Origin of the sequence: Achromobacter agilis (assembly GCF_900496965.1) — a bacterium.
Classification (GTDB): domain Bacteria; phylum Pseudomonadota; class Gammaproteobacteria; order Burkholderiales; family Burkholderiaceae_B; genus Achromobacter; species Achromobacter agilis.
This window is the reverse complement of the sequence record NZ_UFQB01000023.1, coordinates 85,827-99,174: the sequence shown is the minus strand read 5'-3', so window position 1 is coordinate 99,174 and position 13,348 is coordinate 85,827. Positions and strand designations below refer to the sequence as shown.

Below are 13,348 nucleotides of genomic sequence, written 5' to 3'. Positions count from 1 at the left end.
GCGTCAGGTCAGGCTCAGCCAGACCCGCCGCATCGTCGGATCCTCGGGATCCGCGTCGTTGGTGAAGCCCAGGCTGGTCATCAGCGCCAGCATGGGCCGGTTGGTCGAAAGGACCAGGCCGTCGATATATTCCAGACCCTGTTCGCGCGCCGCGTCGATCAGGGCCGTCATCAGCTGGCGGCCCAGGCCGCGCCGCTGCCAGTCGTCCCCGATCACCAGCGCGTACTCCGCGCCGCGTCCGTCCGGATTGCGCAGGTAATGCGCGAACCCCACCAGCACCTCGCGCGGATGGCCGCGGTTGGCCGGGTTCGGCACCTGCGTGGCGGCCACGAGGGCGAGTTCGCGGTGGTAGTCGACCTGCGTGTAGCGCGACACCATGCGCGGCGTCAGCTCGCGCATCATGGACACGAAGCGCATGTAGCGCGACTGCTCCGACAGGCCGCGGATGAACTCCTGCAGCGGCTCGGCGTCTTCGGGACGGATGGGCCGCAGCACCCAGGGAATGCCGTCCGCGAAGCGGCGCACCTGCACCAGCCGCGCCGGATACGGATGGATCGCCATGTGCGGATAGCCCGCGGCCTGGGGCGATTCGCAGCCCGGCTTTTCGGTCAGCGTCATGCGCAGGCCGCCGGCGCGCAAGTGCGTTTCGCCGGCGTAGAGCGGATCGATGTCCAGGGTTTCGATGTCGGGCAGTTCCGAGACCAGCTCCGACACCAGCACCAGCGCCTGCTGCAGCGCTTCGGCCGCCATGTGGCCGATGCGCGGAGCCAGCACCCGGCGCCAGAGCCGGCTGCGCTCGATCAGTTGGCGCGCCAGGAAGCCGTTCAGGGGAGGCAGGTCCACGCCGCGGTCGGACAGGGACAGCACGGCGTCCGGCCCGCCCGTGCCGAAGCGGATGACAGGGCCGAACTGCGGATCGCGCCTGACGCGGATCGCCATGGGGCGCGATTCCGGCTCGGCGGCCGCGACGTCCATGGGCAGATCGCGCAGCGGCACGTAGAACAGCGCCAGCAGGGCCCGGATTTCGGAACTGGTGAGCTCGCGCCGGCAATCGGCGCGCACCCGCGCCAGCACCTCGCGCGCGGCCGACAGGTCCGGCACGTGGCCGGCGGGCTCCGGCGGCTGCGTCTGCAGCAGCAGTTGCTGGTTGTAGTGATGGGTCGCCAGCACGCCGAAAGCGTCGGCGGCCGATTCGGGCGTGCGGAACGCCGACGTGCCCGCGTCGTCCAGCATGCGCCGCAGCGGCCGCATGCCCGCGTCGCCCATGAAACAGGTCACCACCGGCTTCTTCGCCTTGGGCGCGATCTGCGCCAGCTCGCGCGCCACGGCCGGCATGTCCGCCAGCGCATCGGGCGCCAGCAGCACCAGCACACCGTCCACGCCGGTATCGTCGAGCACAGCGTCCAGGATGGCGCGTATGCGCTCCGGCGTCAGCGGCGTGAAAGTGATGACCGGGTTGGCGCTGGCCGCGTCCGGCTCCAGCATGGCCGCCAGCGCGCGCTGGGTGGCGGGCGCAAGTTCCGCGCGCAGCACGGCGGCGTCCGGGCCGATCAGGTCCATGGCAAGCTGGGGCGGCCCGCTGCCGTTGGAGATAAGCGCCACGCGCCGGCCCTTGGGACGGCGCGTGTAGCCCAGCACCTTCACCGCCGAGAACAGCTGCACGAAGTAGCGCACCCGCACCGCGCCGGCTCGGCGCAGGGCGGCGTCGAAGATGGCGTCGCCGCTGTCGGTATCGGCCCGGCCGGCCTTGAGCACGATCACCGGCTTGATGGAGGCGGCCGCGCGCAGCGTGCTCATGAATTCGCGGGCCGGACCCACGTCTTCGAGGTAGAGCACGATGCTGTCCGTGCGCGGGTCGCTGGCCAGGTAGTCCAGCACTTTGGGCAAGCCCACCACCGCCTCGTCGCCCAGCGACACGGCGGTGGAAAAGCCGATATGCACGTCCTCGGCCCAGTCCATGACCGCGGCCATGATGGAGCGCGACTGCGCCAGCAGCGCCACCCGGCCGGCGCGCGCCAGCACCGGGTGCTGGCTGAAATTCAGGCCGGCGTGGGGACGCTGGGCGCCGAAGGACCGCGGGCCCAGCAGTTCGCAGCGGTTTTCCTCGGCCCAGGCCCGGCACAGCGCCTGCGTGCCGCGCGGATAGGGATCGGGAAGCTCGTGGGGCAGCAGGATCACCGAGCGGGGCGCCAGGGGCGACAGGCGGCGCAGCGTTTCGGGCAGGACCGCCGGCGACACGCAAACCAGGGCCAGATCAGGCCGCTCCCCCGCCGCCAGGCCCTGCAGACTGTCCGGCAGGTTCGGCGCGGCGCCCGCCTCGCAGGCGACCACCGTGGTTTTTGCCTTGAGCGCGGGCGACAGCGAGCCCGCCGCCGGCAGAGGCCGGTCGGCAACGATCACCAGCGAACTGGGTTCGAACATCGGGGCAAGAGCGTGTCGCAGCATAGGGATCGCGGGCCGGGGCCTGCCGACGCAGAAAGGAGCCTCGCACAGCCTAATCTAAAATATGGTTCATCGTAACAAGACAAGCCCGCCGTCCGCTCGACCCGGGCCCAGCCTGACGCCGTTTTGTGGCGCCGCAGCCGCTATCATTGCCATCTATGACCTCCAACGCCTCTTCCCCCATTCGTACCCGTTTCGCACCTTCGCCCACGGGTTTCCTGCACCTGGGCGGCGCCCGCACGGCGCTGTTCTCCTGGGCCTTCGCGCGCCACCACAAGGGCACCTTCGTCCTGCGCATCGAAGACACGGACGTCGAGCGCTCCACGCCGGAGGCGGTGCAGGCCATCCTGGACAGCATGGACTGGCTGGGCATGCAGCCCGATGAAGGCCCCTTCTACCAGATGCAGCGCATGGACCGCTACCGCGAAGTGGTCGCCCAGATGCTCGCGGCCGGCACCGCCTACCACTGCTACAGCTCGCCCGAAGAAGTGGAGGCCATGCGCGAAGCGGCGCGCGCCCGCGGCGACAAGCCGCGCTACGACGGCACCTGGCGCCCCGAACCCGGCAAGACGCTGCCCGCCATCCCCGAGGGCCGCAAGCCCGTGGTGCGCTTCAAGAACCCCCAGGAAGGCGCAACCTCCTGGAACGACATGGTCAAGGGCACGATCAGCTTCGACAACACCGAACTGGACGACCTGATCATCGCGCGCCCCGACGGCACGCCCACGTACAACTTCTGCGTCGTGGTCGACGACTGGGACATGGGCATTACCCACGTCCTGCGCGGCGACGACCACGTCAACAACACCCCCCGCCAGATCAACATCCTGCGCGCGCTCGGCGCCACGCTGCCCGAATACGGCCACGTGCCCATGATCCTGGGCCCGGACGGCGAAAAGCTGTCCAAGCGCCACGGCGCCGTCAACGTGATGGAGTACGACAACGAGGGCTACCTGCCCGAGGCGATGGTCAATTATCTGGCGCGCCTGGGCTGGAGCCACGGCGACGACGAACTCTTCAGCCGCGAGCAGCTCGTGTCGTGGTTCGACACCAAGCACCTGTCGAAGTCGGCATCGCAGTGGGATCCGAAGAAGCTGAACTGGGTCAACGCCCACTACATCAAGCAGATGGACAACGCCGAACTGGCCGAACGCGTGGCGCCGCGCGTGGCGACCCGCGGCGGCCATCCGGAAAAGATCGACCTGCCGGGCGTCATGGGCCTGCTGAAGGACCGCGCCGAAACGCTAGAGCAACTGGCCGACGGCGCAATGCTGTTCTGTGCCGAATTCAAGGGCGCGCCCGCCGAACTGGCCGAGCAGCACCTGACCGCCGCCGCGCGCGAGGCGCTGGCCGACTTCGCCCAGCGCGCCCAGGATACCGACTGGACCCGCGAGGCCCTGTCGGCGCTGATCAAGGCCGTGCTGGCGGACCGCGGCATGAAGATGCCGCAGCTGGCCATCCCGCTGCGCGTGGCCGTCACCGGCCAGACCCAGACTCCCGCGGTCGACGCCGTGCTGGCCCTGCTGGGCAAGCAGGCCGTGCTGAAGCGCCTGGCGGGGATTTGAGTGTTGCTCATGGGTGTCAGACACCCGTGAGGCGCTCGTCGGCATTGGCGGGCGTCTCGTACGGGTGTCAGACACTGGCACGCAACTGCGCTGTGTCCGACACCCATACGAAACGCCCCCACAGGCCGAAGCAGAATTGCCCGGGTGTCTGACACCCCAGGCGTCAAGCAGCCCCCACCCAGGCCCGCGACTTCAACTACGTCGGTGTCTGACACCCATACGAAACGCTCCCACAGGCCAAAACAGGCCTGCCCGGGTGTCTGACACCCCAGGCGTCAAGCAGCCCCCACCCGGGCCCGCGACCTCAATGCGCGGGCGAAGAACGCGCCCAGCAGCGGCAGCATCGCCGCGGAGCCGCCGAACAGCGCGGCCGCTCCCACTTTGTCGACCACCGCGCCCGCCAGGGCCACCCCGGCCGCCTGGCCCATGAACAGGCAGGACGCGAACCACGCAACCGCCGTGCCGCGCGCCGAAGGCACCATCTGCGTGGCGTTCGTCTGCAGGGTGGCGTGCAACAGGTAGTAGCCGAAACCGGCCAGCACGCTCGCCAGCATGCTCCACATCCAGACGGGGCCCAGCAGGTAGGACAGGAACGCCACGCCCAGCACCAGGCCGCCAGCGACGGCCAGGCCACGCTCTCCCAGCCGCTTGAGGATGGGGCCCGCCACCACCGTGTAGATCAGCCCGCCCACGGCGTAGACGGCCACCAGCGCGCCGGCGGCGGTCAGTGAAATGCCGAAGCGTTCGTGCAGGTAGGACGGCGCGAAGGCCAGGGCGCCGAACACCAGCAGGCCTTCGACGAAGACGGTCGCCAGCACCACGCGCGCCCAGGGCGCGCCCAGCACCAGCCGCGCCTGCGCCACGAAACCCTGCCTGACGGCGGCCGGATCGACGCGGCCCAGGCCGGCGGCGCGCTGGCGGCGCACTTCCATGAGCAGCAGCACGCCGACTATCAGGTAGCCGCAGACCAGCGCCGCGAAGGCCCAGCGCCACCCCACCGTGTCGGCGAAGAGGCCCCCTGCCAGCTGGCCCGCCGACATGCCCAGGATGGTGCCGGTGAGGAAACGCGCCAGGGTCGCCTGGCGGCGCTCGTACGGCACGTTGTCGCCGATCCAGGCCATCGACAGCGGCACGATGCCCGCGCCGGCCGCGCCCGACAGGACGCGGCAAAACACCAGCACGTCCAGCGACCCGGCCATCACGGCGCCCGCGCTGCCGAGCGCGCAGGCGAAGGTTGCCACGCTGACGACGCGGTACTTGCCGTAGCGGTCGCCCAGCGGGCCGAAGAACATTTGCAGCACGCCGTAGGCCACGGCGAAGGCAGTCACGGCACGCGCGGCCTGGCCCGTGGTGGTGCCGAATTCCGCCGCGAGCTGCGGCAACATGGGGTCACAGATGCGGAACGCGCTGGCGCTGACGAAGGCGGCCAGGGCAAGCAGCGCGATGGCGCGCGCTTCGGAGGACAGGGCGGGCATGGATTACCGGCGGCGGGGCAATGGGCGAAGACCGCACCTTACCGCAGCCCGGCCGTCTTGGCGAAGCCGCCAAGCGGAATGTCCGCCTGGCGCGCCGGCCCGCGCAACGGGCCGCCCCCGGGCGGACGTCAGTACGGCAGGCGATAGCCCGCCGGCATGCGGCGGGCGGTCAGGACCTGGCCGCCCGTCCTCATTTCGCGCAGCGTCAGCTTGGCGTGCTCGACGCGTTCGACGCGGTAGCGGTTGAGATAGATCGGGTCCTGCATGTCGACGGACTCGCCGTTGGACTTGGTAGTCTGCATCGTGTAGACGCCTTCCGCCACGGTCCAGCAGCCCGTTTCGCGCAAGGCCGGGCGCGTCTTGCGGCCGATCTTCAATTGGGTTTCGTAGGCCATCGTGCCATCGGCCGACAGTACCGTCAGGGCCTGGAATTCGCCGCTGACGTCGCGCGGGCGCGAGCTCGAGAACCACGTGCCGATCATGGGATCGCCGCTCTTGGCGGGCACGCATGCCACAGGCTTGGGGGGGGCCGAGGGCGGGGCCTCGGTGATGGTGGCGGGCTTCTTGGTGGCGCAACCGGCCAGGATCAGAACGGCGCAGGCGATGCCGGCCGAACGCAAATACACACTGCTCATGACTTCCTCAACACGTCTGTCGACGCGCCGCGCCGATCACATCGGCGCCTTCCTCGCGCAGCAAACAATCCGCACTCTAAAGAGCCGTCCGGGAAGAATCAACGGCGATCCGCGCGGAGTGCAATTGCGCAACAGTCCACCCCGCAAAGGGCCGGTTTTAGCGCCGGAAACCGCAAAAATGCGTTGGTTTCAAGCGACACTGCGGCCGCTTCGGAGCGCCTTCCCGCGCAGCATCTCCTCCATGCGCGCGGCGGCGGGAGACAGGCTGCGGCCCGCCAGGCGGGTGATGCCCAATTCGCGCTCGATACGCGGCCGCGACAGCGGCACGAACGCCAGCCCGGGCGAGTCCGGCGGCACGCCCAGCCGCGCCAGCACGGTCACGCCCACGCCGCGCTCCAGCATCGCCAGCAGCGACATCATATTGGACACGAACACTTGCCGGTCCAGCATGAACGCCGCTTGCGGATAGCCTGCGAGTTGGCGGTGCGCGATGGTGCCCACCAGCGGCAGGTCGGCGATCTCGCGCCAGCTCACCGACTTGCGCCCGGCCAGCGGATGGCCGCGGTGGCACACCAGCCCGAAGGCGTCGCGCAGCAAGGGCTCGAACGACAGCCGGCGGTCCCGCGATACCGGGCTGCAAACACCCAGCTCGACCTCGCCTGCCAGCACCATGCGCTCGACGCCCTCGGAGTTGTCGTCGAACAGGCGCAGCGCCACCGCGGGATAGCGCTCGCGGTACGCGGCCACCAGTTCGGGCAGCCAGTGCGTCGCCACGGTTGCGACGGAGGCCATGGTCAGGGTGCCGGCCCCATTGGCGGCCAGCCCGGCGAGCGCACCGGCCACGCGCTCGTGGTGCTCGACCAGTTCGCGCGCCAGCGGCAGGCAGTCCTGCCCGAAACGCGTCAGGGTGTTGCGGTTGCCGCGTTCGAACAGCGACTGGCCCAGCCGCTGCTCCATTTCGCGGATGGACAGCGACAGCGCCGGTTGCGAGCGGAACGCGCGGGCGGCGGCGGCACGGAAGCTGCGCAACTCGGCCACCAGCAGGAAATGCCGGTAGTGCGTGATCGACAGGTCGGGCAAGGAAGGCATGCGGCGAGACTGATTTGGAAAGCTTATTGAATCATTGGAAAAATAAAGTTTTCTGATCATAGGCCGGCCCTTAAGATGGCCGCAAGATGAATGCAGCCCTCTCTCCCGTCCTCCCCGACGCCAGCGCGGATCCGCTGGACTTCAGCCTGGCCGACCAACTGCCCACCCGCGCCGCCGGCCGCGGCCGCCTGCTGATCGGCGCGCCGCCGCGCGACGGTAGGCCGGGCCTGCTGTTCGTGCCGGGCGCCTACCACGGCGCCTGGTGCTACGCGCATTACCTGGCTTATTTCGCCGCCGCCGGCCTGGCCTGCGCGGCCCTGGACGTGCGCGGCCACGGCGCGCTGCTGCAGGACGCGGCCTTCCCGTCCGCGACCATCACCGACCTGGGCCAGGACGTGGCCGACGCGCTGGACGCGCTGGAGCGCCCCGCCGTAGTGGTCGGCCACAGCATGGGCGCCCTGCCGGTCCTGCTGGCCGCGCGCCAGAGGCCGGTTGCCGGCATCGTGCTGCTGGCGCCTTCGCCCCCCGGCGATCTGCCGGGCGCGCAGGCCCTGCCCCCAGTTCCCGGCGCGGTGCCGCGTGCCGCGCCGGACGCCACCGAAATCCGCGCCCGTTTCCTGGCGACGACGCCCGACCGCGACGTCGGCGCGGTGTCCCGCCGCCTGCGCGCCGAAAGTCCGCAGGTGCTCAACGACCGCTATCTGCTACGCGTGGCGATCGGGGCCGCCCCCATCGGCGCGCCCGGCCTGTGCCTGGAAGCCGGCCTGGACACGCATGACCGCCACCCGCCCGGACAGGACCGGGCAATCGCGCGCCGCTTTGGTTTTTCCCACGCCGTGCTTGCCCGGCAGCCGCACTGCATGATGTACGCGGACAACTGGCAAGCCAGCGCCGGCGCCATCCTGGAATGGCATCGCGCGCAATTCGGCTGAACCTTTCCAGGACGACGACAACAACAGCGCAAGACCGCGCAACACGCAATCAGGAGACAAGCATGTCCATTTCCCGCCTACTCCGCCCGGCGCTGATCGGCGCCGGCCTGCTGCTGGCCGCCTCGGCGCAGGCCGCCGGCTGGCCCGAGAAGCCCGTCACGCTCATCGTGCCCTCGGCCCCGGGCGGCGCGGCCGACCTGACCGCGCGCACGTTCGCCCAGTTCCTGGGAGAAAAGACCGGCCAGACCGTCGTCGTCGAAGACCGCCCCGGCGCGGGCGGTATCGTCGGCACGAATGCCGCCAAGAATGCGGCGCCGGACGGCTACACCTTTCTGTTGTCCACGAACTCCACCCACGCCGCCAACCAGTTCCTGTACAAGAGCCTGCCCTACGATGCGCAGAAGGATTTCCGGCAGGTCGGCCTGCTGGGCACCTTCGGCACGGTCGGTGTCGTGGCGCCCGGCAGCCCGTACCGCACGGTGCCCGAACTGGTGGACTACGCCAGGAAACATCCGGGCGAGGTCTTCTTCGGCTACTACAGCTCGTCCTCGCAGGTGCCGTCCGAACTGTTCAAGCAGCGCGCGGGCATCGAGATCGCCGGCGCGGCGTACAAGAACATCACGCAGATCATCACCGACCTGCGCGGCAAGCAGATCAGCTTCGCCTTCGTGGACTATCTGACGGCCATGGGCCAGATCGACGGCAAAGGGCTGATCCCCATCGCGGTCACGGGCGCGCAGCCGCAGGCGGCCTGGCCCGACGTGCCGACCATGGCGACCTACTATCCGGACTTCGTCGTGGCCGGCTGGCTGGGCCTGTCCGCCCCCGCGGGCACGCCGCCGGAGGTCGTGGAAAAGATGAACGCCCACCTGCAGGCGGCGGTCAAGGACGACGCCACGGCGAACAAACTGCGCGCGCTCGGCCTGACGCCGGAATCGATGAACGTGGCGCGCTTCGACGCCTTCGTAAAGGAAGACGCCGCGCGCTGGAAGGAATGGATCCGCATCTCGGGCATCCAGCCCCAATAACCCCTCCGCACGCCCTATCTATATATATAGATAGCAGATCGCGCGGGTGCGCCCGCGCCTACAGGGGCAGGCGCTGCTCGTGCTTGATCTCGCGCAGCGCCACGATGGTGCGCGTCTGGCGAATGCCCGGCATGTTGAACAGGAACCGGTGCAGGAAGCGGTCGTAGGCCTCGGGGCTTTCGACCAGGATCTTCAGGAGGAAGTCCGAATCCCCCGTGACCGCATAGCACTCCAGGATCTCGGGCGCGTCGCGCACCGACCGCTCGAAGTTCTCGACCGTATTCGCGGAATGCCGCTCCAGGCTGATCTGCGCGAACATGCAGCCCAGCCCCACCTTGCTGCGGTCCACCTGCGCGCTGTAGCCCTGGATCACCCCGCTGGCTTCCATCGCCTTCACCCGCCGCCACACCGGCGCGGCCGACAGGCCGACCTTCTCCGACAGCTGCTGCGCCGAGGCCCGGCCATCCTCCTGCAAGGCCTTGAGGATGCCGATATCGGTCTTGTCCATCGTTTTGTCTCCTGGTTTTTTAGAAAACGAAATGTTTATTTCTTATTATAGGGATAGCACGATCCAAAAACGCAATAAACCTGATCCTTCGCGAACCTATCATGGTGCCGAAACCAGGAGTATTCATTATGGACGGTACCCCCGCCGCCGAACCCCAGCTGGACCTCGACTACCAGCTGACCGACAACCTCACCCGGACCTCCGGGCGCATCTTCCTGACCGGCACCCAGGCCCTGGTGCGCATTATGCTCACCCAGCGCCGGCGCGACCGCGAACGCGGCCTGAACACGGCCGGCTTCGTCTCGGGCTACCGCGGCTCCCCCCTGGGCGGCGTGGACATGGCCATGTGGAAGGCGCAGAAGGCGCTGGACGCCAACCAGATCAGCTTCCTGCCCGGCATCAATGAAGACATGGCGGCCACCGCCGTCATGGGCACGCAGCAGGCCGGCCTGCGGTCCGACCGCAACGTCGATGGCGTCTTCGCGATGTGGTACGGCAAGGGCCCGGGCGTGGACCGTGCCGGCGACGCGCTGCATCATGGCAACGCCGCGGGCGCATCGCGCAACGGCGGCGTGCTTGTCGTGGTGGGGGACGACCACACAGCCGTTTCGTCTTCGATCCCGCATGCCAGCGAAGCCTCGCTGATCGGCTGGCAGATGCCCATCGTCCACCCCGCCTCCATCGACGAGTACGAAACCTTCGCGCTGTGGGGCTGGGCCCTGTCGCGCCATTCGGGCACCTGGGTCGCCTTCAAGGCGGTATCCGAGACCATCGAAAGCGGGCACTCGTTCACGCCCGCTCCCCTCGCCTCCTACGACATGCCGGCCGACCCGGAGCTGCCGCCCGAGGCGCTGGAGTATTCGGCGCGCGACTTCCTGTCGCTGGCCGTCGAGACGCGCATGAACCTGCGCATGAAGGCCGTGGCCGCGTTTGCGCGCCGCCACAGCATCGACCGCCTGACCTGTGCGGCGCCCAAGGCCACCGTCGGCATCGTCACGGTCGGCAAGGCGCACCTGGACACGATGGAAGCGCTGTCGCGCCTGGGCGTGGATACCGTTACCGCGAACGCGCCCGTCCGCATCTACAAGCCCGGCCTGACCTGGCCGCTGGACGCCGGCCGCCTGCTGGAATTCGCGCGCGGCCTGTCGCACATCCTCGTGGTCGAGGAAAAGGGCGCCGTCGTCGAAAGCCAGATCAAGGACCTGTTGTTCAATCTGCCGCAGCGTCCTTCGGTCACGGGTAAGAAGGGCTTTGACGGCGAACCGATGGTGCCGTCCGCGGGCCAGCTGCGCCCGTCCCTGCTGGCGGGCCCGCTCGCCGGCTGGCTGCGCCGCGCCGCCGGCCTGCCGCTGGCGGCCGACCTGTCCGCCTTCGACTGCCAGGCCCCGCTGTCCAACGAGGCCGACGGCATGCGCCGCCGCCCCTACTTCTGCTCGGGCTGTCCGCACAGCACCTCCACCAAGGTTCCCGAAGGCAGTCAGGCGCTGTCCGGCGTGGGCTGCCACTACATGGCCGCCTGGATGGACCGCGACACGGGCGGCCTGACCCAGATGGGCGGCGAAGGCGTCGACTGGATCGGCCTGTCGCGCTACACCAAGATGCCGCACGTCTTCCAGAACATGGGCGAAGGCACGTACTACCACTCCGGCTACCTGGCCATCCGCCAGGCGGTGGCCGCGCGCGCCAACATCACCTACAAGATCCTCTTCAACGACGCCGTCGCGATGACGGGCGGCCAGCCCGTCGACGGCCCGATCTCCGTGCCGCAGATCTGCCAGCAGCTGCGCGGCGAAAACGTGGCGCGCATCGTCGTCACCAGCGACGAGCCCGAAAAGTACCGGGGTGTGGACCTCGGCCCTGGCATCCAGGTGAGCCACCGCCGCGAACTGGACGCGCTGCAGCGCGAACTGCGCGAGATCGCCGGCGTGACCGTGCTGATCCACGATCAGACCTGCGCCGCCGAGAAACGCCGCCGCCGGAAGAAAAACCAGTTCCCCGACCCGGCGCGCCGCATGCTGATCAACAGCGCGGTCTGCGAGGGCTGCGGCGACTGCGGCGTGCAGTCGAACTGCCTGTCGGTGGTGCCGCTGGAAACGCCGTACGGCCGCAAGCGCGCCATCGACCAGTCCAGCTGCAACAAGGATTATTCGTGCGCGGAGGGCTTCTGCCCCAGCTTCGTCTCGGTCATGGGCGGCAAGCCCAGGAAGAGCGCCGCGCCCAAGGCCGACCAGGAGCGCCTGCAGCAGCTGATCGCGCAATTGCCCCTGCCCGCCGCGCCCGTGCTGGACCAGCCGTACCGCCTGCTGGTCGCGGGCATGGGCGGCACCGGCGTCATCACGATCGGCGCCATCGTGTCGATGGCGGCGCATCTAGAGGGCTTGTCCGCCGCGGTGCTGGACCTTACCGGCCTGGCGCAGAAAGGCGGCACGGTGGTCAGCCATATCCGGCTGGCGCCTCCTGGCGCGCCCGACGGCCCCGTGCGCCTGGACTGGCAGCAGGCCGACGCGGCGATCCTGTGCGACCCCGTGGCCTCCGTGGCACCGGACTCGCTCGGCGCGCTGCGCCGCGGCCACACCCGGGTCACCGTCAACACCTATGTCGCCCCCGTGTCCGACTTCACGCGGAACCCGGATGCCGCGATGCGGCCCGAGGCGCTGCTGGCCAAGATCCGCCACGCGGCGGGCGAGTCCAGCACCGCCGAAATCGACGCCCACGCCGCCGCGCTGGCGCTGTTCGGCGACAGCATCCTGTCCAACATGTTCATGCTGGGCTACGCGTGGCAGCGCGGCGGCGTGCCGCTGTCCCAGGCCGCCATCTACCGCGCCATCGAGCTCAACGGCGTGGCGGTAGCCGCCAATCGCGCCGCGTTCGACAGCGGCCGCCTGGCTGCGCACCAGCCCGACGCGCTGGACGGTGCGCTGCGCCCGCGCGCCCAGGTGGTGCAGCTGCACGTGCCCGAGACCTTCGAACGCGCCGTGGCCCGGCGTGTCGAGGACCTGACGGCCTACCAGGACGCGGCCTATGCCCGGACGTTCCAGGCCGTGGTCGACGCCGTGGCGGCCCGCGAACGCGAGCTGGCGCCCGACGCCCGGACCCCGCGCCTGGCGATGGCGGTGGCGCGCGGCCTCTTCAAGCTCATGGCATACAAGGACGAGTACGAAGTGGCCCGGCTCTATACCGGCGAAGCATTCCAGGCGCAGCTCAAGAATCAGTTCGAAGGCGACTACAGCCTGCGCTTCCACATGGCCCCGCCCATCTTCGCCCGCAAGGACCCGCGCACCGGCGTGCCGCGCAAGATGACGCTGGGCCCCCGCACCCTGACGGCGCTGAAAGTGCTGACGCGCCTGAAAGGCCTGCGGGGCACCTGGTTCGATCCCTTCGGCCACACCGCCGAGCGCAAAATGGAACGGGCGCTGGTCCGCGAGTACCGCCAGACCATAGACCAGTTGCTCGAAGGGTTGAACCGGGACAAGATTGCCCAAGCGGCTACAATCGCCGCCCTTGCAGAAACCATACGCGGCTTCGGCCACGTGAAGGCGGCAAGCGTCGAGAAGTATCGGACGGAGCTGGGCCGATTGATGCAAAGCTATACGGCGCCTGCCCCGCGCGATATGCCCCTGCGGAAAACCGCATAAACATTCGCTCTGAGCGGCACCGTCCTAGGCGCGCCTTGC

Annotated in this window: 9 protein-coding genes; 4 read left to right on the top strand and 5 right to left on the bottom strand. The window is 69.3% G+C overall.

The window, feature by feature from the left end; genetic code table 11:
- Positions 1–3: 3 nt before the first annotated feature.
- Positions 4–2,445 (bottom strand): bifunctional acetate--CoA ligase family protein/GNAT family N-acetyltransferase, encoded by a 2,442-nt coding sequence (locus tag AGI3411_RS23165; protein WP_129529681.1) that lies wholly within the window; start codon positions 2,443–2,445, stop codon positions 4–6.
- A 155-nt stretch (positions 2,446–2,600) separates the two neighbouring features.
- On the opposite strand from AGI3411_RS23165, the gene gltX reads away from it, so the two are divergent.
- Positions 2,601–4,007, top strand: coding sequence for a glutamate--tRNA ligase (gene gltX, locus AGI3411_RS23160; protein ID WP_129529680.1), 1,407 nt, complete (start codon positions 2,601–2,603; stop codon positions 4,005–4,007).
- Positions 4,008–4,282: 275 nt separating this feature from the next.
- Here gltX and AGI3411_RS23155 read toward each other — a convergent pair whose 3' ends face one another.
- From AGI3411_RS23155 to AGI3411_RS23145, 3 genes are all read right to left on the bottom strand, one after another.
- Positions 4,283–5,482, bottom strand: coding sequence for an MFS transporter (locus AGI3411_RS23155; protein ID WP_129529679.1), 1,200 nt, complete (start codon positions 5,480–5,482; stop codon positions 4,283–4,285).
- A gap of 128 nt (positions 5,483–5,610) precedes the next feature.
- A complete protein-coding gene (locus AGI3411_RS23150) occupies positions 5,611–6,117 on the bottom strand; it encodes a hypothetical protein (protein ID WP_129529678.1) in 507 nt (168 codons plus the stop codon).
- Positions 6,118–6,306: 189 nt separating this feature from the next.
- Positions 6,307–7,206, bottom strand: coding sequence for a LysR family transcriptional regulator (locus AGI3411_RS23145; protein ID WP_129529677.1), 900 nt, complete (start codon positions 7,204–7,206; stop codon positions 6,307–6,309).
- Positions 7,207–7,292: 86 nt separating this feature from the next.
- Between AGI3411_RS23145 and AGI3411_RS23140 the strand changes: the two genes are divergently transcribed.
- A complete protein-coding gene (locus AGI3411_RS23140; RefSeq protein WP_129529676.1) occupies positions 7,293–8,138 on the top strand; it encodes an alpha/beta hydrolase in 846 nt (281 codons plus the stop codon).
- Positions 8,139–8,200: 62 nt separating this feature from the next.
- Positions 8,201–9,166 carry a Bug family tripartite tricarboxylate transporter substrate binding protein gene (locus tag AGI3411_RS23135; RefSeq protein WP_129529675.1) on the top strand — a complete coding sequence of 322 codons (966 nt, stop codon included), beginning with the start codon at positions 8,201–8,203 and terminating at the stop codon, positions 9,164–9,166.
- Between the two features lie 58 nt (positions 9,167–9,224).
- Here the strand turns inward: AGI3411_RS23135 and AGI3411_RS23130 are convergent, their stop codons facing one another.
- Complete coding sequence (locus AGI3411_RS23130) at positions 9,225–9,674, bottom strand: Lrp/AsnC family transcriptional regulator (RefSeq protein ID WP_008159001.1); 450 nt, start codon at positions 9,672–9,674, stop codon at positions 9,225–9,227.
- A 128-nt stretch (positions 9,675–9,802) separates the two neighbouring features.
- Here AGI3411_RS23130 and AGI3411_RS23125 point away from each other — a divergent pair, with 128 nt between their 5' ends.
- Positions 9,803–13,309: an indolepyruvate ferredoxin oxidoreductase family protein gene (locus AGI3411_RS23125; RefSeq protein ID WP_129529674.1), complete on the top strand. Its 3,507-nt coding sequence runs from the start codon at positions 9,803–9,805 to the stop codon at positions 13,307–13,309.
- Positions 13,310–13,348 lie beyond the last annotated feature (39 nt).